Consider the following 21,040-nt stretch of genomic DNA (forward strand, 5'->3'; position numbering starts at 1 on the left):
ATCCTGTAATCTAAAGTATAGCACCAGGTGATACACTATGTCTTACCTTTTGGTTTTGCACGCAGCGAGAGAAGTTAATTCTCAACGCTCGACCAGCCTCGCAAAATGCAGCGCAACAATGTCAGTTGCTAAAACGTTAATCAGATCACATTTTGTAATGTTACACTGCATGAATTTTCCGCACTAAAACGACGCAGGTAACCACAATGAATGAAAATATCGCAGAAAAATTCCGCGCTGATGGGGTTGCCAGGCCTAACTGGTCAGCCGTTTTTGCCGTAGCGTTTTGTGTCGCCTGCCTGATTACCGTTGAGTTTTTGCCCGTTAGTCTGTTGACGCCGATGGCGCAGGATCTGGGGATCTCCGAGGGCGTCGCCGGTCAGTCGGTCACCGTTACGGCATTTGTCGCGATGTTTTCCAGCCTGTTCATTACCCAGATTATTCAGGCGACCGACAGGCGTTATATCGTTATTCTGTTCGCCGTTTTGCTGACGGCTTCTTGTCTGATGGTCTCCTTTGCCAACAGCTTTACGCTGCTATTGCTGGGCCGCGCCTGTCTTGGGTTGGCGCTGGGCGGATTCTGGGCGATGTCGGCGTCGCTGACCATGCGACTGGTTCCCGCGCGTACCGTGCCGAAAGCGCTGTCGGTGATTTTTGGCGCGGTTTCCATCGCGTTAGTGATCGCCGCGCCGCTGGGCAGTTTTTTGGGCGGTATTATTGGCTGGCGTAATGTCTTTAACGCCGCTGCGGTGATGGGCGTACTGTGCGTCATCTGGGTGGTGAAATCACTGCCGTCGCTGCCGGGCGAACCTTCTCACCAGAAACAGAATATGTTTAGCCTGTTGCAACGCCCTGGCGTGATGGCCGGGATGATCGCCATCTTTATGTCTTTTGCCGGGCAGTTCGCTTTCTTTACCTATATTCGCCCGGTCTATATGAATCTGGCGGGCTTTGACGTTGATGGTCTGACGCTGGTGTTGCTAAGCTTTGGTATTGCCAGCTTCGTTGGCACTTCTTTCTCATCTTATGTCCTGAAACGTTCGGTAAAACTGGCGCTGGCCGGTGCGCCGCTGCTACTGGCGCTGAGCGCGCTGACGCTTATTGTGTGGGGAAGCGACAAAACCGTGGCGGCGGTCATAGCGATTATCTGGGGACTGGCGTTTGCGCTGGTGCCGGTGGGATGGTCAACGTGGATCACTCGTTCCCTTGCCGATCAGGCGGAAAAAGCCGGTTCCATCCAGGTCGCGGTGATTCAACTGGCAAATACCTGTGGCGCGGCGGTGGGCGGTTATGCGCTCGACAATTTCGGGCTGCTTTCGCCGCTGGCGCTTTCCGGCGGTCTGATGCTGTTGACGGCGTTAGTCGTGGCGGCGAAAGTCCGTATTACGCCAATGAGTTGATATTGCTGCCATTTGTAGGCCGGATACGACGTTAGTCGTCATCCGGCAATAATAAACGCTTAATCAAAACCGTTATGCTCTGCGGTGGCGGCAAACCATTCTCCGCTTTTTTTCACCGTGCGCGTTTGGGTGGCTAAATCCAGTTGTACAAAACCATAGCGATTTTTATAGCCGTTCAGCCATGACCAGTTATCGATAAAGGTCCACATGTGGTAGCCAAGACAGTGACAGCCCTCGCTAATGCCTTTATGCAGCCATTTAAGATGCTCAGAAATAAAGTCAATCCGGTAATCATCGTGAATCTGTCCCGCTTGCACAAAACGCTGCTCGTTCTCAACGCCCATCCCGTTTTCGGAGATAAAACAGCGCGGATTGCCGTAATTATTCCGCAGGTTGGTGATGATGTCGTAAATTCCTGGCGCGTAAATTTCCCAGCCGCGGTAAGGGTTCATCTTGCGCCCCGGCATGTCGTAATAGTCAAATAACCACTCCGGCATAAACGGCGCTTGCGGATTCACCGCTGTATCACGGCATTTCACGCGGCGCGGCTGATAATAGTTAATCCCCAGTAAATCGATTTTGCCATCGGCAATAAGCTGACGGTCGCCTGGCTGACAGGCAGGCAACTGGTCATAGGTTTTCAGCAGCGCCACCAGCTCCGCCGGGTATTCTCCCTTTAATACCGGGTCAAGAAAACTGCGGTTGAATAACAGATCCGCATGATGCGCGGCTTGCACATCGGCGGGATGCTGCGAGCGTGGATAGGACGGCGTCAGATTCAGCACCACGCCGATTTCACCGTCGTAGCGCCCGGCGCGCCAGGCGCGCACGGCGGTCGAGTGCGCCAGCACGGTATGGTACGCCACGGTGGCCGCACGTTTAAAATCCACCACATTGGGATAGTGGAAGTCGTACAAATAGCCGCCTTCCACCGGCACAATCGGCTCATTAAAGGTAAACCAGTGCTTCACGCGGTCGCCAAACAAGGTAAAACACGTTTGCGCGTACCGACCAAACGCCTCTACGACGTCGCGATTTTCCCAGCCGCCTTTCTCCTGCATGACCATCGGCATATCAAAATGGAACAGCGTAATAAACGGCGTGATGCCCTGTGCCAGTAGCTCGTCGATGACGTGATTGTAGAAGCTCACCGCTTGTGGATTCACCTCGCCTACGCCGTCTGGAATGAGCCGCGCCCAGCTTAGCGAGGTGCGAAAACTGTTATGTTTTAACTGTTTCAGTAGCGCGATGTCTTGCTTCCAGTGGCGATAGAACGTTGAGGTTTCCGCTGGACCGATGCCCTGATGAAAACGACCTGGCTGGCGCTCGAACCACACATCCCACGTGGTCTGGCTTTTACCGCCATTCAGACTATCCCCTTCGGTTTGCAACGCTGAGCAGGCGCTGCCCCACCAGAAGTTATCGGGAAAACGGTATCGCATTGTCGTACTCCTTGATCGCGTAAATTCGCTCCAGAATACGCGCTTTTGGCGAACAGAAACCGGTTACAGTCCGCATTTTCGCGACCAAAAAACGGAAAAGGTGTGCTACATCTCCGGGCATTCCACCTTACCGAGAGCCTGCCAGTAGTTATGCTGATTGTTGCGCTCTATCGCGATCATCGCCTCACGAATATGCTGCTGGTTCCCCTCGCTCGCCATGATTTTTTTCTCCCAGGCTTCATCGGTTAGCGCGCCTTTGGGCGTACACATTTTGCGCAAATCCTTTAAAATCGTGGTTTTTTCATGTGCCGTCTGAAGCGAGCTAAACGGAGAGTCGGCATACGTGACGCCCGGTAGCGCGACAAGCGCGGCAATAAGCAGAAGCGTTTTTCGTTTCATAAACGGTATCCTTATCGGTTTGCACTTTTTCAAGAGTAAGTGTAGACCGTGCGACGTTCACTCATCGGGGCGTGTTATCCGTTGGCGTTGAAGTCAGGCAAAAGTGGGAAGGCGGTTTCTCGCTGCGCCTTCACTTTCTTGCGTGGCAGAATAGTGTATGTTCTGAACCCTCTTTTATTTCGTAAGCGGTAGTGTAATGAGACGTATTGAGATCGTACTGGGAGAGCTGGAACGGCTGACGCGCGGGCTATGTCTTGCCGATTTGGCGCAGGAGACGGCGTTTACGGCGGAGGCGATAGGTTTCAATCTTGGGCTGGCGCGTAACTCCGTCAGCAAAGATCTCAATCAGTTATGGAATGACGGCCTGGCAATCAAAAGCCGTGGCCGCCCGGTCTATTTTTTGCATCGCCAGGCGCTGGAAACGTTGCTGGGACGACAGCTGGAAGAGTCTGAACGCGAGGTGCGGTCGGTGGCGGATGTGCTGCCGCATGAAGAGCATTATGCGCCCGACGATCCGTTTACCAGCCTGATTGGTTACGATCGCAGCCTGCGCGATGCGGTAGAAAAAGGCCGTGCGGCAGTGCTCTATCCGCACGGTTTACACGTTCTGCTTACCGGGCCGTCCGGCGTCGGTAAAACCTTTTTTGCGGAACTGATGCACCGTTTCGCCTGTGAACAGGCGAGCGGCGCTATCCCGCCGCTGGTCTACTTTAACTGCGCGGAATACGCCCATAACCCGGAACTGCTCTCCTCGCATCTGTTTGGTCATCGGCAGGGGGCGTTTACCGGTGCGAATGAACATAAAACAGGCCTTGTGGAGCAGGCGGACGGTGGTTATCTGCTGCTGGACGAGGTGCACCGTCTGTCTTATGAAGGGCAGGAAAAGCTGTTCTCTATTCTGGATAAAGGCGAGTACCGTCCGCTCGGCGTGAGCAACCAGCCGCGATCAATTTCGGTACGCCTGATTTGCGCCACTACCGAGCCGGTCGGGTCGGCGCTGTTACGTACTTTCCAGCGGCGTATTCAGGTATGCATTGATTTGCCGGGCATTCGCCAGCGCTCCGTTGAAGAACAGATCGAACTGATCGTGGGGTTCTTACAGCGGGAAAGCCGCAAAATAGAACGCACGGTCAGCATTGATAAACCGTTGTTGCTCTGGTTGCTGAATAAACCCCTGGAAGGCAATATCGGTCAGCTAAAAAGCGATATTCAGTTTCTTTGCGCTCAGGCGTGGGCATCGGGAATGACCGAGCATAACGACACGCTACAGCTGGATAAACGGCTGGCGGAGATGTCGGTTAACCCGACGCCGGAACAGCGTCTATTGGTGGATACTCTGTTTGACGGTAAAGCGCGGCTAAATATAGACGCGCGCACGCTGCCCGCATTGAAGACGTCGCTGGCGACCGGGGCGGAAATTGAAGAGAGCGACCTCTTTTACAGCTTCCTGACGCGCGAATATGTTAATTTGCGCAACAGTAACGTCCCCCCGGCGGAGACGCTGGCGATCCTGAAAAATAAACTCAGCTCGATTTTTGAATACGGTCTCTACAGCCGCGACAGCGTGGCGCATCCGCCGCGCTATGGCGACCAGATTGAAGAGCGCGTGACGCTGCTGATTGGCTGCGTAGAGCAGGTGTTGGGCTTTTCGCTGCCGGAAAATCTGGTTAACCCACTGCGTAAACACTTCCTGGCGCTGATAGGCTACGTGCAGCGTGGCCTGATCCCGCAGCTTTACTCTTCCAGTTTGATCCTGGATCGCTGCAAAGACGAATATGACAACGCCGCGCTGCTGTGTCGGAAAATCAACGAACTGCTGCATATTCAGTGTCCGGCGACGGAAGTGGTCTGGCTATGCTTGTTCCTGAAAGAGTGCCGCCATTATCGTCAGCGCATCGATGCCAGTCCCGACTGCGGGGTCATTTTGATCGCCCACGGCGCGACCACCGCCACCAGTCAGGCGCAATATGTCAACCGTGTGCTGGAGCGCGAGCTGTTCAGCGCCATCGACATGCCGTTTGAACAGTCGGTGCATGACACGCTGGAAACGCTGACCCAAATGATTCAAACCCGCCAATATCGGCGGCTTATCCTGTTGGTGGACATCGGTTCATTGATCCATTTTGGCATTACGATCAGTAAGTTATTCCAGATAGATGTTTTGCTCATGCCGAACATCACGCTGACCAGTCTGCTGGAAGTCGGGCTGGATTTAAGCTATGAAACCAGCGATTTACCACAGCTGACGGCGCTCCTGCAGAGTAAAAATATCCCCTGCCAGCTTTGTACGCCGCAGCAGGAGAACGGCGGCAAAGTGCTGGTCATCTCCTGTATTACCGGCATGGGAACGGCGGAAAAAATCAAAAAGGTGCTGGAGGAGAGCTTTGGCGAACTGATGTCGCAAGATACCAGGATGGTGATCCTTGATTATAACGAGGTACGTAGTCTGGAGCGCGTTCAGCAGGCATTGAATGCCAGCGAGCGGCTGGCGGGGATTGTCGGCACTTTCCAGCCGGGGCTGCCGGATATTCCGTTTATTTCGCTGGAAGAGCTTTTCTCCGAACAAGGGCCGGAACTGGTGTTGAGCCTGTTAACGCCCGATCTGTCCAACGCTGAACGCCGTCTGGAGATGGAGCGCAGCGCGATGCGCTTTATCAGCGCGCTAACGATGGAGAGCATCATCAACCATATTTCCGTGCTTAACCCGCAGCGTATTCTGAAAGAGATGGAGGGCGTTTTTAACCATCTGACGTCTTCGCTTTCCCTGAAACCAAGCCGCCAGGTGACACTACGCTTCCTGATCCACTGCTGCTGTATGGTAGAGCGTATTGTGATTAACCGAAAACCGTTACAGATGGCGCTGGAAAGTCAGCCGAATCTGGACGCGCGCGCGTTTAGTGTCATCAAATCCGCTTTTCTGCCGATCGAAGACGCCTACGCCATCCGTTTATCGGATGCGGAATATTTTTATATCTACGAACTGCTCTATAGCTAATCCTTTTACTGGCGGGGCTTCGCGCCTCGCCAGACCTTTCTTCTTCCTCGCGTGACACAAATTCTGGCACAACCTTTGCTCTTCTGATGATGCGTTATGCCGGATAGCGGCGTAAACGCCTTATCCGGCCTACCGGGAGTGTCCTGTAGGCCCGGTAAGCGCAGTGCCACCGGGCAATATATGCCGGTGTCCTCATGTAATTGCGCCAGGAGGCCATTTTGACTACCACACAACCGTTGCCCCACATCCTGCTGCTGACGCATGGCGGCTGGGGACAACCGCTTTGCAACAGCCTGCGTATGGTCACGGGCGAAATTAAAGGCGTGACGGAAATCGCGCTAATGCCTGTCGATACGCTGGGCGAGTTTTATCAACGCGTCGAGGCCGTGGTGAAAACGCTGCCGGAAGGCTCGCTGATCCTGACGGATTTTGTCGGCGGCACGACGTCCAACGTCGCGGCGCGGCTAAGCGCCGATTATCCGGTGGCGGTGATTGCCGGACTGAATGCGTCGCTACTGCTGGAGGCGCTGGACAGGCGCGAACAAGGGATGCTAACCGCCTGCGTGGATGAGTTAGTTGAGGCCGGGCGCAGTAGCTGCCTGGATGTGGTCGCCCATGTACGTCAGCTACAACAATCACTCTAAGGAAAACATCATGGCCAATATCGTTTTATGCCGCATCGACAGCCGTCTCATTCATGGGCAGGTTGTCACGAAGTGGGTCGGACAATCTCAGGCGAACCGGATAGCCGTTGTGAGTGATGAACTGGATGCCGATCCGTTTATGAAAAATATCTACCTGATGGCCGCGCCGCCAAATATCAAAGTGGATTGCTTCGGCAACCAGAGTTTTGCCGCCGCATGGAAAGAAAATCAGCTTGGCGACGGTAACGTGCTGGTGCTTTTTCCCTCACTGGCGGCGGTGCAGGACGCCATACAACTGGGCTTTGACGTTACCCGCATTCAGGTTGGCGGTCTCGGCGGCGGGCCAAACCGCAAGGCGGTTTTTCAGAATATTACGCTGGATGAAAAAGACGTCGGCATTCTTAACGACCTGAAAAACCGTGGCGTTCAGGTATTTTTCCAGACCATCCCGGAAGATAAGCCGCAGCCGCTCGACGATATCCTGAAAAAATTCTAACCCTTTAATAGACACAAAATCATTCTGGATGCATCGAGGCGGCAACTGAGTGAATCCCCTGGAGCTTACTAAAGTAAGTGACTGGGGTGAGCGAAGGCAGCCAACAAAGAGGCAGCCTGAAGGATGAAGTGTATAGGATAACACTATGGATACCTTACTTTTTGCAAGCCTGATGGGGTTGTATTACTGGTTTGCCCGTTTACGCCTCGGCTACACCTTCTCCGCGATGCTGTTACAACCGGTGGTGATCGCGGTATTTGTCGGGCTTTTGCTTGGCAATATGCAGACCGCGATGATTATCGGCGCAGGGATGCAGCTCGTTTATTTGGGCGTGACCTCAACGCCGGGCGGCAACGTGCCGTCGGACCCGGCGCTGGCGGCCTGTATCTCCATTCCTATCGCGGTGAAGGCCGGTATGGACCCAAACCTGGCGATCGCGCTGGCAATCCCGTTTGGCGTGATTGGCGTGTTTCTCGATCAGCTTAGGCGCACGCTGAACGCCGCCTGGGTGCATATGGCGGATAAACACGCGGAAACGGCAAACATGGCGGGCATCATGCGTTGCGCCTTTCTTTACCCGGCATTGCTGGGGTTGGTACTGCGCTTCCCGGTGGTCTTTGCCGCTAACTACTTTGGCCAGGATGTGGTGGAAAGTTTCCTTAAACTGATGCCGCACTGGTTAACCCACTCCTTTGAAATCATGGGCGGCATTCTGCCGGCGCTGGGCTTTGCCATCACCATTATGGTGATCGGTAAAAAGAGCCTGTTGCCGTGGTTTATCGGCGGGTTCTTCGCGGTGTTGTACCTCAAGGTCGACATCATGGCGATGGCCATCTTCGGCACCTGTGTCGCCTTCCTGATTAAAGGCCTGGCGAAAAATGAAGGAGCAGCATGATGAGCAGTGACGTAATGCAGCATGAACTGGTTGAGCGCGCGCGGGAAAGCGGGGCGCTGACCAAAGCAGATATCACCAAAGCCTGGTTTATCTACTGGCTGGGCGCCGAGGTTTCCAGCTCCTATGAGCGCTTACAAAGCCTGATTTTCTGCGCCTCGATGACGCCGATCATCAAAAAACTCTACCCGCAAAAAGAGGAGCAGGTAGAAGCGCTAAAACGCCACCTTAACTTCTTTAACTCCGAGCAGACTTTCGGCGCGGTGATTCAGGGCATCTCTATTGCCATGGAAGAACAAAAAACGCGCGGCGAGCCGATTAACGACTCGTCTATCACCGGCATTAAAACTGGCCTGATGGGGCCGCTTGCCGGGATGGGCGACTCGATTATCTGGGCGGCGGTGATGCCGGTGCTGATAGCGATCTTTATTCCGTTCGCGGCAAATGGCAGCGCGATGGGCGGTATTATCCCGCTGATTCTCTACCCGGCGATCACCCTGGCGATCAGCTACGGCATGGTCCACAAGGGGTATACGCTGGGGCGTGATTCGATTATCGGCCTGCTGCAAGGGGGGCGAATCAAAGAACTGATCTACGGGGCCAACGTGCTGGGTTTGATCATGATGGGCGCGCTTTCCGCCAGCTACGTCAAAATCACCACGCCGTTAAAAATTAGCGCTTTGAAAGGATCTGAAGTGGTGGTTCAGCAGATCCTCGACTCTATCGCGCCGGGCTTACTGCCACTGGCGGCGGTATTCGCCATCTACTTCTATCTGGTAAAAAAAGGGCCGCGCTACACCACCATTTTACTGTCGATTGTCGCACTGAGCATAGTCTGTTCGTTGTTGGGAGTGCTGTAAATCATGACGCCGAATATCTATCAACAACTGGGGTTGAAAAAGGTCATTAACGCCTGCGGCAAAATGACCATTCTGGGCGTCTCAAGCGTCGCGCCGGAGGTCATGCAGGCCACCGCGCGCGCGGCTTCCGCTTTCGTCGAGATTGACGCGCTGGTGGAAAAAACCGGCGAACTGGTATCGCGCTATACGGGTGCTGAAGATAGCTATATCACCTCGTGCGCCTCGGCGGGTATTGCCATTGCCGTCGCTGCCGCTATCACCCACGGCGATCGGGCGCGCGTCGCCCTGATGCCGGACAGTAGCGGTATGGCCAATGAGGTGGTGATGCTGCGCGGGCATAATGTGGACTACGGCGCGCCAGTCACCAGCGCCATTCGTCTTGGCGGCGGGCGCATAGTGGAAGTGGGGTCGAGCAATCTGGCGGCCCGCTGGCAACTGGAAAGCGCCATTAACGAAAAGACCGCCGCGCTACTGTATGTGAAATCACACCATTGCGTACAGAAAGGCATGTTGAGCATTGACGATTTTGTACAGGTGGCGCAGGCCAACCACCTGCCGTTGATTGTCGATGCCGCGGCGGAAGAGGATTTGCGCGGCTGGGTGGCGAGCGGCGCGGATATGGTTATCTATAGCGGCGCGAAAGCCTTTAATGCGCCAACCTCTGGCTTTATCACTGGTAGGAAAACGTGGATTGCCGCCTGCAAAGCGCAGCACCAGGGGATTGCCAGGGCAATGAAAATCGGCAAGGAAAACATGGTTGGGCTGGTGTATGCGCTGGAGAATTACCACCAGGGCCAGACGACCGTGACCGCAGCACAGTTACAGCCGGTCGCGGAAGCGATTTCCGCCATTCGCGGGCTTTATGCCGATATCGAACAGGATGAGGCCGGGCGTGCAATCTGGCGTATTCGTGTGCGGGTGAACGCATCTGAATTGGGACTGAATGCGCAGGACGTCGAAGCGCAGTTGCGCGGCGGTGAGATAGCGATTTACGCCCGCAAATATCAGCTTCATCAGGGGGTTTTTAGCCTCGATCCACGCACGGTAGCCGAAGGGGAAATGGCATTGATTGTGGCGCGACTCAGGGAGATTGCAGAACATGCAGCAGATTAATTTTTATCGTCAGCGGGTGGCGATTAACGTACTGGCGAAAGATATCGCCAACGCGAAGGCTATCTATGAAGCCGCCGAAGGCCATGCGGTCATTGGCGTACTTTCCGCGCAGTTCGCTACGGTAGAAGAGGGCGTGCCGGAGGTGAAACGCTGGATGGCGGAGGTGCCGTCTATCTCAGTGGGTCTGGGCGCAGGCGACCCGGCGCAGTACTACAAAGCGGCGATGATTGCCGCCCATACTCACCCGGCCCATGTCAACCAGACCTTTACCGGCAGCGGCTTCGCAGCGGGCGCACTGGCGGCGACAGGCGGCGAGCAAACACATATTAACGCCCTGGTCAGCCCGACGGGAACGCCTGGCGAGGTGGTGATTTCTACCGGCGTCAGCAGCAGCCAGGGAACGCCAGCCCGCGTTTCCTGTGAAGCGGCGGTACGCATGATGCAGGATATGGGCGCACATGCGGCGAAGTTTTTCCCGATGGGCGGCGAGAAGTCGTTACCGGAACTCTATGCGCTGGCGACAACCGCCGCCCGCCAAGGCATGACGCTCATCGAGCCGACCGGCGGTATCTCACTGGATAATTTCGGTATTATCCTGCAAACCTGCCTGGAGGCAGGCGTGCCGCGCGTCATGCCGCATGTTTACAGCTCGATTATCGATCCGCAAACCGGCAATACGCGCCCCGAAGACATCATTCGGTTGATGGAGATAGTCAAAGCGCTGGTGTGAGGTTTATCGCCGAAGAGCGCTGCGTTTACCTGGCCTACAGATGACGTGTATTTGTAGGCCCGGTTAGCGTTACGCTACCGGGCGATAATGCGTAGCAGGCCGGGCAAAAATGTACGTATTGCAGCCGTCAGTGATTCCCTTTCGGGCCTCCTCGCAGGGTTAAATTTTCCTGAATGCTGTCTGTATTTTTGGCGAGTACAGTGGCGTCATCTTATTCCTCAGGTGACGGATCGCCATGAAAAAAAGCCCCACGTCCACGCCCCATGATGCGGTATTCAAAACGTTTTTACGCCATCCGGATACCGCGCGGGATTTTCTCAATATTCATCTTCCCCATTCGCTAAGAATACGTTGCGATCTGACGACGTTGAAACTGGCGCCAGACAGTTTTATCGAGAAAAATTTACGCGCGTTTTATTCCGATGTCCTTTGGTCGCTAAAAACGTGTGAAGGCGACGGTTATATCTATGTCGTTATAGAGCATCAGAGTACGCCGGACGCGCATATGGCGTTCCGGTTAATGCGTTACGCGACTGCCGCGATGCAGCGCCATCTGGATGCTGGCCATAAAACGTTACCGCTGGTGATTCCCATGCTGTTTTACCATGGCGCGAAAAGCCCGTATCCCTTTTCGCTGTGCTGGCTGGATGAGTTTGACGATCCTGCACTGGCGCGTCAGCTTTATGCGACGGCATTTCCACTGGTAGACATTACGGTGGTGCCGGATAACGAGATTATGCAGCATCGACGTATCGCGATGTTGGAGCTGGTACAAAAGCATATACGTCAGCGCGACCTGATGGGATTGGTCGAGCGCTTAGCGGTACTTCTGATTACGGGAAACGCTAATGACAGTCAGCTAAAAGCGCTGTTTAATTATTTGCTAATACAGCATGGCAGCACGCCTCGTTTTGGCAAGTTTATCCGCGAGGTGGCGCGTCGTGTTCCCCAACACAAGGAGAGATTAATGACGATCGTAGACAGAATACGTGAATCGGGGCGCAGAAAAGGTAAGCGTGAAGGCGTGCAACAAGGTATACATCAAGGTAAGCAGGAGGAGGCCTTGCGTATTGCGCATACGATGCTGGAACAGGGGATCGAGCGAGAGATGGTGCTGATGATTACCGGGCTTTCTGACGAAGAGATTAAGGCAAAGCGCCATTAAACTTTTCCCTCTTCCGCCCGGTCATCGTGATTATCAACGGCGTTAAGCGGCCCGCGCGCGTCGACGGGAATCGAGGGAGATTAGAATCACTGACGAGAGAATGAGCAGCGTGCCCAGCCAGTCCGGCAAGGTAAAACTAATCCCCAACAGCAGTAGCGACAGCAGGGCGCTGCTTAACGGTTCCGCGCAGCTTAAAATGCTGGCTTTGGGGCCACCAATCAGTTGCGCGCCTTTCAAATACAGGCTGAACGTCAGCGACGTACCGATCACTACAAGGTAGAAAAAGGCCAGAATCAGACTGCCGCTCACCGCAAAGTGCGTTCCTTCTTTAGCGTAGAAGGGCAGCAGAATAAGGCCGCCAAAGGACATACTCCAGCCGACCACTGGCAGTGTGCCGTATTGGGCGATTAGCCTGGAAGGCCAGGTCGTATAAAAGGCGGCGGCAAATGCGGAGGCGATACCCCAGAACAGCGCGCCTGAAGAGATCGACAGCGATGTTGGATTGCCGTGAGTCACCAGTAAAAAGGTGCCGATAAGCGATGTAAGAATGGCGGTTAAGACCAGAATGCCTGGTCGTGTTCTTCGCGCTAATGCAAACCACGCTACAATAATGGTCGGCGATAAAAATTGCAGCACTGTCGCGGTGGCAGCATTGGATTTTTCAATCGTGAGCAGGAAGGTTAGCTGAACGGTGAGCGCACCCACCACGGAGAAAATCAGCAGACTCAGTGCATCTTTGCGGTTTTTAAGAATCGAAAATATCTTATCGCCGTGCATAAAGGAGAAGGTCACCAGTATCAGCCCGGCGAATAACAAACGTATCATCGTCAGGAACTGTGACGACATACGGCTTTGCTCCATGATGTACTGCGCGCAAACGCCTGAACTCCCCCACAATACGGCGGCAATCAGGACGTTTAGCATCCCTTTTCTGGTGGAACCCATTTTTTCCTCGTCATGTTGTTTTATTTTTTTACGTGCAGGCATCATAACAGAGCTATCGCCGGCATTAAGCAGGAATTTATTGTTTAATGATTTCAGACGAGCCTGTTATTGACATAATATTGTCATTTTTTTGTCATAGAAAATATCAAACAAACTTAAACAAATCGTCACTATCCCCGCCTTTGCACTTTACAGAACATATTGACTGACTATAATAAGCGCAAATTCATGCAGGAGTAATATGTTGGACAGTCACTTTTACGTAAATCATCTGGCAAGTTAACGCACGCTATTCCTGCGCTGCTTGCCGAACCGGTGGGCAGCAATCTCCCCTTGTGACGATTGTCATCCCAATAATGTTACAACACGCGCATTGTCGCGAGGTAATCGTCATGTTCATGTTTAAACACGCTTTATTTCCTCCGCCGTCAACACGACGCTAATTGCCTCAGGGCAGAAATTTGTCGTGTGCTAAATATAGCACGTACTTATTCTTCCAGAAAAAATGGAGGAACGTATGTTAATGTTTCCTTATATTTTGAATTTACTGGCCGCTATGCTGTTGGGCGCGCTGATTGGCGCGGAAAGACAATGGCGTCAACGTATGGCGGGATTACGCACTAATGCGCTGGTGGCGACAGGCGCCGCCGTTTTTATTCTGAGCTCCATGACGACATCGCCAGACAGCCCCGGGAGAATTGCGGCGCAGATTGTCTCTGGTATTGGCTTTCTGGGGGCGGGCGTCATCATGCGCGAAGGGATGAATGTGCGCGGACTGAACACTGCGGCAACGCTATGGTGTTCGGCGGGCATCGGCGTGTTATGCGGCTTAGGGCAGTTCAAAAATGCGCTGGCGGCGACGATCATTATTCTTTGTGCCAATATTTTACTGCGTGAAGCGGCGCAGCGTATAAATCAACTCCCGGTATCCGCCGAGGGAGAAAAACGTTATATCCTGAAAGTAACCTGTAATAAAGAAGATGAGAGCGCGGTTCGTCAGTGGTTACTGAATATCGTAAAAGAGGCCGCGATCTGTTTACAAGGGTTAGGTTCGGTCCCCGCTCAGGAACAGGGCTATAAAGAAATCCGTGCCGAGCTCGTGGGTCATGCTGATTATCGTAAAACGCGAGAACTGATTATATCCAGAATAGGTGATAACGATAATATCACCGCAATTCACTGGAGCATTGATAGTCAATAATAGTTTTTTATTCAATTACAACATTACGCCAGGCGTATAAGGGGGGAATGATGGCTATTCCCGAGTCGATAAAATAAAACCCACTCAAAATAGTGAGTAAGTAATAACTCTTTTTTATGCATAGATAATTCTCCCGGGGCATTCACCTTCAAATCGTGAGTTTACTATTCCCTGGGCGTGATATGCAGGAAACACTACACCTTAATTTTGGGGATTCATCATGACTGACATGAACATTGAAAACCGGAAACTCAATCGCCCGGCGTCAGAAAATGATAAGCAGCATAAAAAAGTATTTCCGATCGAAGCGGAAGCTTTTCATAGCCCGGAGGAGACACTGGCGCGGCTGAACAGCCATCGTCAGGGCCTCACGATAGAAGAGGCCAGCGAACGGTTGAAAGTGTATGGGCGCAATGAAGTGGCGCATGAGCAAGTTCCTCCGGCGCTGATTCAACTTCTGCAGGCATTCAATAACCCGTTTATTTACGTTCTGATGGCATTGGCAGGGGTTAGTTTCATCACGGATTACTGGCTCCCGTTACGCCGTGGCGAAGAGACCGATCTCACCGGCGTGCTGATTATTCTGACGATGGTCAGTTTGAGCGGGTTATTGCGTTTCTGGCAGGAGTTTCGCACTAACAAAGCAGCCCAGGCGCTGAAAAAGATGGTGCGCACCACCGCCACGGTGTTGCGTCGTGGGCCGGGCAATATAGGCGCGGTGCAGGAAGAGATTCCCATTGAAGAACTGGTGCCGGGCGATGTGGTTTTTCTGGCCGCAGGCGATCTGGTGCCCGCCGACGTTCGACTGCTGGCGTCGCGCGATCTCTTTATCAGCCAGTCAATTCTTAGTGGTGAATCATTACCCGTAGAAAAATACGATGTTATGGCTGATGTGGCAGGTAAAGACAGCGAGCAATTGCCTGACAAAGATAAGAGCCTGTTAGATTTGGGCAATATCTGTCTGATGGGAACCAATGTAACCAGCGGCAGAGCGCAAGCGGTCGTGGTTGCGACGGGAAGCCGTACCTGGTTCGGCTCGCTGGCGAAATCCATTGTGGGTACGCGTACCCAGACGGCTTTCGATCGCGGAGTCAACAGCGTGAGCTGGCTGTTGATACGCTTTATGCTGATCATGGTGCCGGTTGTCCTGCTGATCAATGGTTTCAGTAAGGGAGACTGGGTAGAGGCTTCGCTGTTCGCGCTGGCGGTTGCGGTGGGGTTGACGCCGGAAATGTTGCCCATGATTGTCAGTTCCAACCTGGCAAAAGGCGCGATTGCGATGTCGCGGCGCAAAGTGATCGTCAAGCGCCTGAACGCTATTCAAAACTTCGGCGCGATGGATGTGCTGTGTACAGATAAAACCGGCACCTTAACCCAGGACAATATTTTTCTGGAGCATCATCTGGATGTGAGCGGTGTAAAAAGCAGCCGGGTATTGATGCTGGCCTGGCTGAATAGTAGCAGCCAGAGCGGTGCCCGGAATGTGATGGATCGCGCCATACTGCGTTTTGGCGAGGGCCGCATCGCGCCATCGACAAAAGCGCGCTTCATTAAACGCGATGAACTGCCATTCGACTTTGTACGTCGCCGGGTATCGGTCCTGGTGAAGGATACGCAGCATGGAGACAGATGCCTGATCTGCAAAGGCGCTGTTGAAGAGATGATGATGGTAGCCACCCATCTTCGCGAAGGCGATCGTGTGGTGGCGCTGACGGAAACACGCCGCGAGCTGCTGCTGGCGAAAACCGAAGATTACAATGCGCAGGGATTCCGTGTATTGCTGATAGCGACACGTAAGCTGGATGGTTCCGGGAACAATCCGACATTAAGTGTGGAGGATGAGACCGAACTTACCATCGAAGGGATGCTCACTTTTCTCGATCCGCCGAAAGAGAGCGCCGGAAAAGCGATTGCCGCGTTGCGGGATAACGGCGTGGCGGTCAAAGTCCTCACCGGCGATAATCCGGTCGTGACGGCGCGTATCTGTCTGGAAGTGGGTATTGATACGCACGATATCCTGACCGGAACCCAGGTTGAGGCGATGTCAGATGCCGAACTGGCGTCTGAAGTGGAGAAACGCGCAGTATTCGCCCGGCTGACGCCGTTACAAAAAACGCGTATTTTGCAAGCGCTACAGAAAAATGGTCATACCGTTGGTTTTCTTGGGGATGGGATCAACGACGCGCCCGCGCTTCGTGATGCGGATGTGGGGATTTCCGTCGATAGCGCCGCCGATATTGCTAAAGAGTCATCAGATATTATTCTGCTGGAAAAAGATCTCATGGTGCTTGAGGAAGGCGTCATCAAAGGGCGGGAAACCTTTGGCAATATCATTAAATACCTGAATATGACCGCCAGCTCTAATTTCGGCAATGTTTTTTCGGTACTGGTAGCCAGCGCGTTTATTCCGTTTCTGCCGATGCTGGCGATTCATCTGTTGATCCAGAATTTGATGTACGATATTTCGCAGTTGTCGTTGCCGTGGGACAAAATGGATAAAGAGTTCCTGCGTAAGCCGCGGAAATGGGACGCGAAAAATATTGGTCGTTTTATGCTATGGATTGGCCCAACGTCTTCTATTTTCGATATCACAACCTTTGCGTTGATGTGGTACGTCTTTGCGGCTAATAACGTAGAGGCGCAGGCGCTCTTTCAGTCCGGCTGGTTTATTGAGGGTCTGCTCTCGCAGACACTGGTCGTGCATATGCTAAGGACGCAGAAAATACCGTTTATCCAAAGTCGGGCGACGTTGCCGGTATTATTGACGACCGGCTTGATTATGGCGATAGGCATTTATATTCCATTCTCACCTTTGGGTGCGATGGTTGGACTGGAGCCGCTGCCGCTGAGCTACTTCCCGTGGTTGGTGGCGACATTATTGAGCTACTGTCTGGTGGCGCAAGGCATGAAGCGCTTTTATATCAAACGCTTTGGCCAGTGGTTTTAATGATGTTTGAGGATCGCCCAGATGAATCGCTCACCCGATAAAATCATCGCGCTGATATTTTTACTGATTAGCCTGTTGGTGTTGTGTTTAGCCCTCTGGCAAATCGTTTTATAACGAGGTGACGCCATGCAAAAAAGAGGGTTGGACAAAATTTTTTATCAGGTTGTCCTGATAGCAATCATCCTGATTTTACTGACTATCTGGATACGATAAGCTGCTGTTGGCGAGCCCCGCTTAAAATAAGAATCGATGTAGTTGTTCTTTTTATGGCGGGGCGCTATTTTCATGGTATCCCACATCAGAAGGGCAATATCATGAATAATCGTCGTGGTTTAACCGCCGTCCTGGCGACGTTGATTACGTTTTCCCTGAGCGCTACGCCTGTGCTGGCGAATCCGGGAAATGGCAATGGCGGCGGACATGGTAATAACGCGGCTAATCAGGGTAATAACGGTAACGGACATAAAGGAAATGCCGGGCAAAAAACGGAACACCGTAAAAATGGCGGTAAACCGGATCACGTCGAGTCGGACATTAGCTATGCTGTCGCCAGGCAACTGGCAGTGAATTTAGGGCTGACGGGTTATCAGTCTTTACCTCCGGGGATTGCGAAAAATCTGGCGAGAGGAAAACCGCTGCCGCCGGGAATCGCTAAAAAAACGGTGCCGGCGTCTATGCTGGGACAATTACCTTATTATCCGGGCTATGAGTGGAAAATCATTGGGGATAATCTGGTGCTGATCGCGCTCAGTACCGCGGTGGTCACGGCGATTATTAATGGCGTATTTGATTAAGAGCCTATCCCACCAGGCGTTATTGGCGCAGCCAGTTTGGACACGGACAGCGCGCAAAAACCGGAGCGTACACGTAGTACGTGAGGATTTTCTGCCCAGGACCAAAATGGCAAGTAAAATAGCCCCATTAAATGGGGCTATTTAGCCGCTTCAGGGCGTTATTTATGCGCGCTGAGAATCCAGCAGTTCATTATTTTTTACTACTTCCTGCGCTTTGGTATAACTTTCAATCAGTAGCTGATAGGCCGGGAATATTTTGGTATATACATCCGCCCATTCTGCGGCATCTTCCCTATTCCAGGTACGTTGCAGCTCAGAGGCTACCGCCGCGGTGTCCATTGGTACTACGCCCGCCTGCACCACGCGGGCCATCGTAATTTCCTGCGCCATTTTACTGTACGTACCGGAGGCATCAATTACCGCAAATACCTTGTAACCTTCCGCGACGGCGCTGATGGCTGGAAAAGCCATGCAGACACTGGTAATAGTACCGGCGATGATCAGCGTTTTACGGCCTGTCGCTTTTACCGCTTGTACAAAATCGGCATTATCCCAGGCATTAATTTCCCCTTTACGCGCGACATATTGCGCGTGTGGCGCATTCGCATGGATTTCCGGAATCAGCGGACCATTCGGTCCCTGTGGTACGGATGCGGTAGTAATGACCGGCATATTGCATAAGGTAGCGATCTTAGCCAGCGCCGCGGCGCGCGCGCGTAATTCCGGCATCGGCATGTCGCCGACGGTCTGAAACAGGCCACTTTGGTGGTCAATCAGCAGCATTACTGCGTCGTTAGCATCAATGGCAGGGCGTTGACCGTTAAAATTCGCGGGTGTAGACATAATTCATTCCTTGTTGTTGCCTTTCACTGATAATCACTATCAGTGTTAAAGTCATTAATCGCCGGGGCGATTTCCGTTTTTAAGCTGATGACAGTAATCCGTTGCCGATTTTGGATTACCCTGTTGAGTTCTTTCTGAAGGAATATTCATCGGCATCACCTTCAGTCGATTTACTTTCACGCGAATTTGTTATCACAACAATATTCATATTATGAATAAATGTTTCTATTTTACATGTCAGAGAGAATTATTGATTGAAAAAACAAACTATGTCCCTACAAATTGTTTCTGATAGATAGTTTTAAACTTATTTAGTATAAATTTGAAATAGTTCAATTTAAGGATTAACTTATTTATATTTAAATAATATAAAGCGTAGCTTAAATATTAAGTGGGAAGCGTGCTGCTATTAAGTATGGCTACTGTAACTCTTAATAAATTGAAAACTATCCCTACATAACGAGTGCTGCTTTTTTGGATATTACAAGCCATTATAGAGAACACTTTAAATAAAACCCTGTCTTTCATATGATATAGATTGTCAGGATATATTTTCTCATGATTTATATATGAGATATTAAAGCGTAGCGGCACAGTAAATTTGGCCACCTGATTAAAGGTGATATTCTCACCTCAATACAAAACAGGTGACTTAACGAACAAGAAAACCAAACGTACTTTCACCCCTGAGTCTGCTATAATGAGAAAAGCGGTGTTTACGCTTACCTGTTAATGTCTTATGCCTCTCGCTCTTCTATATGATCGGTATGTGCAGGGGACAATCCATGTCCTGCTACGCAGCCACAGCATCAGACTATACTCAGTGGTGTCTATTAACCCTCTCCAACTACGTTATGTTTTGGCATGGTAACAATGCGATGTTATGGATAATTAACGATAATATTGAATTTAATCCAGAAATGAATCGCCTGGCGTCATTATCGAGGCCAGATCTCAACATTATTCTGACAACGCCCGCCAGCCGTTGCTTGCGCCTTCTGCTGGAAAACGCCCCCTCTGTCGTCTCACAACAAACATTCTTTCAAAAAGTGTGGGAAGAAGACGGCATGGTGGTGTCGGCAAATACGCTTTATCAGAATATCTCCATTATTCGCCGCGGATTACGTACCGTTGGCGAAAATGAAGATACGCTGATAATCACGGTTCCGCGTAGAGGCTTTCAGATTGAGCCTGGTGTGAGCCTCATGACTATCCGCAAAGACTTCGCTCAGACAATAGAAAAAAAGGGTGAGGCGCCGCCGCGTACGTCAGGGCGTTGGTTTAAACATTATGTACCTGTACTTTGGATGACCGGGACATTTGCTGTCGGTATTTTGCTTGGCACTATCAGCTGGCAAACCGTTCCTGATAAGGATTTTTATGATCGCTACACGCTGGTTGAAACAACTCAGGGCTGTCATTTTTTCTCGCGGAATGAAGATATCGAAAGCGGTAGCCGCTTTGCAAGCTATAAGTCAATGATTCTAAAAACCGGTATGGATTGTCAGAAATACCCATGGGTCTATTTCCCTTCCAGCAGTCGCACCCCAGCGGTTACGGCATTGATTTGTCAGCAACCTTATAAAACGCGCGGTGATACAGGCTGCGTGACGCTTTTTTTCCGCGGGGTGACACATGGGTAAAAAGGCACTGATGTTAGCCTGCCTGACGCTACTGTTTCTGGGAGTAGGGCTTGGGCATCTTGTTCATTTATATACGGAAAAGAACCGGGATCCTGAGAAATGTACGGCGCCTGTGATTGTGTTTTATAACAACACTCAGGCTAACCTGACGCTGGACTTTATGTATTCGCTGAAAAAACGCACTGGGGTGGTTTCCATCAGCGGAACGTATTACGTCGATAATAAAATGAGCGGTGTGATCCGCCGTGATGTTTCCTATGTATGGAGTGAAAATAAAGACAGCACCCATTTTATATCGACGGATATCAACAAAGTCACGCGTGACGAAACACTGTCCGATGCGGTTATCGAGACGGTTTTACCCGATTTTTATGTCTATCCAGGGAAAAGTATCAGTTACACCATCCTGACTCAGGGCCATCGTGGCTTTATGTTCACCATCGGGAAACGCCCGATATTTTTCTGTACACATTAAGCGGTTTTGGGAGCCGTTCATGGAACGTATCAGCCAAATGAAGGCGCTTCCGGGTA

20 protein-coding genes are annotated in these 21,040 nt (G+C 51.9%); 16 read left to right on the plus strand and 4 right to left on the minus strand.

The window, feature by feature from the left end; genetic code table 11:
- Positions 1 to 206 precede the first annotated feature (206 nt).
- Positions 207 to 1,400, plus strand: a complete 1,194-nt coding sequence (gene nepI, locus LCS67_RS00330) for a purine ribonucleoside efflux pump NepI (protein ID WP_001004800.1) — start codon at positions 207 to 209, stop codon at positions 1,398 to 1,400.
- 59 nt (positions 1,401 to 1,459) lie between these two features.
- Here the strand turns inward: nepI and LCS67_RS00335 are convergent, their stop codons facing one another.
- Together LCS67_RS00335 and LCS67_RS00340 are read right to left on the minus strand one after the other, a co-directional pair.
- On the minus strand, positions 1,460 to 2,842 hold the full coding sequence (locus LCS67_RS00335) for a glycoside hydrolase family 1 protein (RefSeq protein ID WP_031567113.1): 1,383 nt from the start codon (positions 2,840 to 2,842) through the stop codon (positions 1,460 to 1,462).
- A 105-nt stretch (positions 2,843 to 2,947) separates the two neighbouring features.
- Positions 2,948 to 3,241, minus strand: coding sequence for a YicS family protein (locus tag LCS67_RS00340; RefSeq protein WP_000824215.1), 294 nt, complete (start codon positions 3,239 to 3,241; stop codon positions 2,948 to 2,950).
- Between the two features lie 196 nt (positions 3,242 to 3,437).
- Here LCS67_RS00340 and dagR point away from each other — a divergent pair, with 196 nt between their 5' ends.
- The 8 genes from dagR (at position 3,438) to LCS67_RS00380 (ending at position 12,136) form a co-directional block, all read left to right on the plus strand.
- On the plus strand, positions 3,438 to 6,236 hold the full coding sequence (gene dagR, locus LCS67_RS00345) for a transcriptional regulator DagR (RefSeq protein ID WP_031567119.1): 2,799 nt from the start codon (positions 3,438 to 3,440) through the stop codon (positions 6,234 to 6,236).
- Positions 6,237 to 6,454: 218 nt separating this feature from the next.
- Positions 6,455 to 6,880 (plus strand): PTS sugar transporter subunit IIA, encoded by a 426-nt coding sequence (locus tag LCS67_RS00350; RefSeq protein ID WP_000214106.1) that lies wholly within the window; start codon positions 6,455 to 6,457, stop codon positions 6,878 to 6,880.
- A gap of 10 nt (positions 6,881 to 6,890) precedes the next feature.
- Positions 6,891 to 7,376 (plus strand): PTS system mannose/fructose/N-acetylgalactosamine-transporter subunit IIB, encoded by a 486-nt coding sequence (locus LCS67_RS00355; protein WP_001284295.1) that lies wholly within the window; start codon positions 6,891 to 6,893, stop codon positions 7,374 to 7,376.
- A gap of 145 nt (positions 7,377 to 7,521) precedes the next feature.
- Entirely contained in the window at positions 7,522 to 8,271 is a 750-nt protein-coding gene (locus LCS67_RS00360; protein ID WP_000380259.1) for a PTS mannose/fructose/sorbose/N-acetylgalactosamine transporter subunit IIC, read from the plus strand.
- Positions 8,268 to 9,128 carry a PTS system mannose/fructose/sorbose family transporter subunit IID gene (locus LCS67_RS00365; RefSeq protein WP_001614580.1) on the plus strand — a complete coding sequence of 287 codons (861 nt, stop codon included), beginning with the start codon at positions 8,268 to 8,270 and terminating at the stop codon, positions 9,126 to 9,128. Before LCS67_RS00360 ends, LCS67_RS00365 begins: the two co-directional genes overlap by 4 nt.
- Before the next feature lie 3 nt (positions 9,129 to 9,131).
- Entirely contained in the window at positions 9,132 to 10,241 is a 1,110-nt protein-coding gene (dgaE, locus tag LCS67_RS00370) for a D-glucosaminate-6-phosphate ammonia lyase (protein WP_031567125.1), read from the plus strand.
- Positions 10,228 to 10,971, plus strand: a complete 744-nt coding sequence (gene dagF / locus LCS67_RS00375) for a 2-dehydro-3-deoxy-phosphogluconate aldolase (protein ID WP_001186149.1) — start codon at positions 10,228 to 10,230, stop codon at positions 10,969 to 10,971. Before dgaE ends, dagF begins: the two co-directional genes overlap by 14 nt.
- A gap of 235 nt (positions 10,972 to 11,206) precedes the next feature.
- Complete coding sequence (locus tag LCS67_RS00380; protein ID WP_000749536.1) at positions 11,207 to 12,136, plus strand: Rpn family recombination-promoting nuclease/putative transposase; 930 nt, start codon at positions 11,207 to 11,209, stop codon at positions 12,134 to 12,136.
- Between the two features lie 42 nt (positions 12,137 to 12,178).
- Here the strand turns inward: LCS67_RS00380 and LCS67_RS00385 are convergent, their stop codons facing one another.
- A complete protein-coding gene (locus LCS67_RS00385; RefSeq protein ID WP_000535970.1) occupies positions 12,179 to 13,081 on the minus strand; it encodes an EamA family transporter in 903 nt (300 codons plus the stop codon).
- 505 nt (positions 13,082 to 13,586) lie between these two features.
- On the opposite strand from LCS67_RS00385, the gene LCS67_RS00390 reads away from it, so the two are divergent.
- The 5 genes from LCS67_RS00390 to cigR all read left to right on the plus strand — a co-directional run bounded on the left by LCS67_RS00390 (position 13,587) and on the right by cigR (position 18,023).
- Positions 13,587 to 14,282 carry an MgtC family protein gene (locus tag LCS67_RS00390; RefSeq protein ID WP_000392699.1) on the plus strand — a complete coding sequence of 232 codons (696 nt, stop codon included), beginning with the start codon at positions 13,587 to 13,589 and terminating at the stop codon, positions 14,280 to 14,282.
- A gap of 220 nt (positions 14,283 to 14,502) precedes the next feature.
- Complete coding sequence (gene mgtA / locus LCS67_RS00395; RefSeq protein WP_080183794.1) at positions 14,503 to 17,229, plus strand: magnesium-translocating P-type ATPase; 2,727 nt, start codon at positions 14,503 to 14,505, stop codon at positions 17,227 to 17,229.
- 21 nt (positions 17,230 to 17,250) lie between these two features.
- On the plus strand, positions 17,251 to 17,343 hold the full coding sequence (gene mgtR / locus LCS67_RS00400) for a protein MgtR (RefSeq protein WP_001082118.1): 93 nt from the start codon (positions 17,251 to 17,253) through the stop codon (positions 17,341 to 17,343).
- A gap of 12 nt (positions 17,344 to 17,355) precedes the next feature.
- Positions 17,356 to 17,442 carry a magnesium transporter protection protein MgtU gene (mgtU, locus tag LCS67_RS22730; RefSeq protein WP_252515021.1) on the plus strand — a complete coding sequence of 29 codons (87 nt, stop codon included), beginning with the start codon at positions 17,356 to 17,358 and terminating at the stop codon, positions 17,440 to 17,442.
- A 101-nt stretch (positions 17,443 to 17,543) separates the two neighbouring features.
- Positions 17,544 to 18,023: an anti-virulence regulatory inner membrane protein CigR gene (gene cigR, locus LCS67_RS00405; RefSeq protein ID WP_001065322.1), complete on the plus strand. Its 480-nt coding sequence runs from the start codon at positions 17,544 to 17,546 to the stop codon at positions 18,021 to 18,023.
- A 162-nt stretch (positions 18,024 to 18,185) separates the two neighbouring features.
- Here cigR and LCS67_RS00410 read toward each other — a convergent pair whose 3' ends face one another.
- Positions 18,186 to 18,866 carry an isochorismatase family protein gene (locus tag LCS67_RS00410; protein WP_000106461.1) on the minus strand — a complete coding sequence of 227 codons (681 nt, stop codon included), beginning with the start codon at positions 18,864 to 18,866 and terminating at the stop codon, positions 18,186 to 18,188.
- A gap of 785 nt (positions 18,867 to 19,651) precedes the next feature.
- Between LCS67_RS00410 and LCS67_RS00415 the strand changes: the two genes are divergently transcribed.
- Positions 19,652 to 20,509: a winged helix-turn-helix domain-containing protein gene (locus tag LCS67_RS00415; RefSeq protein ID WP_001278063.1), complete on the plus strand. Its 858-nt coding sequence runs from the start codon at positions 19,652 to 19,654 to the stop codon at positions 20,507 to 20,509.
- 10 nt (positions 20,510 to 20,519) lie between these two features.
- Positions 20,520 to 20,984, plus strand: a complete 465-nt coding sequence (locus LCS67_RS00420; protein WP_023213975.1) for a hypothetical protein — start codon at positions 20,520 to 20,522, stop codon at positions 20,982 to 20,984.
- Positions 20,985 to 21,040: the final 56 nt, after the last annotated feature.

Origin of the sequence: Salmonella sp. A7, assembly GCF_020181675.1 — a bacterium.
GTDB lineage: Bacteria > Pseudomonadota > Gammaproteobacteria > Enterobacterales > Enterobacteriaceae > Salmonella > Salmonella enterica.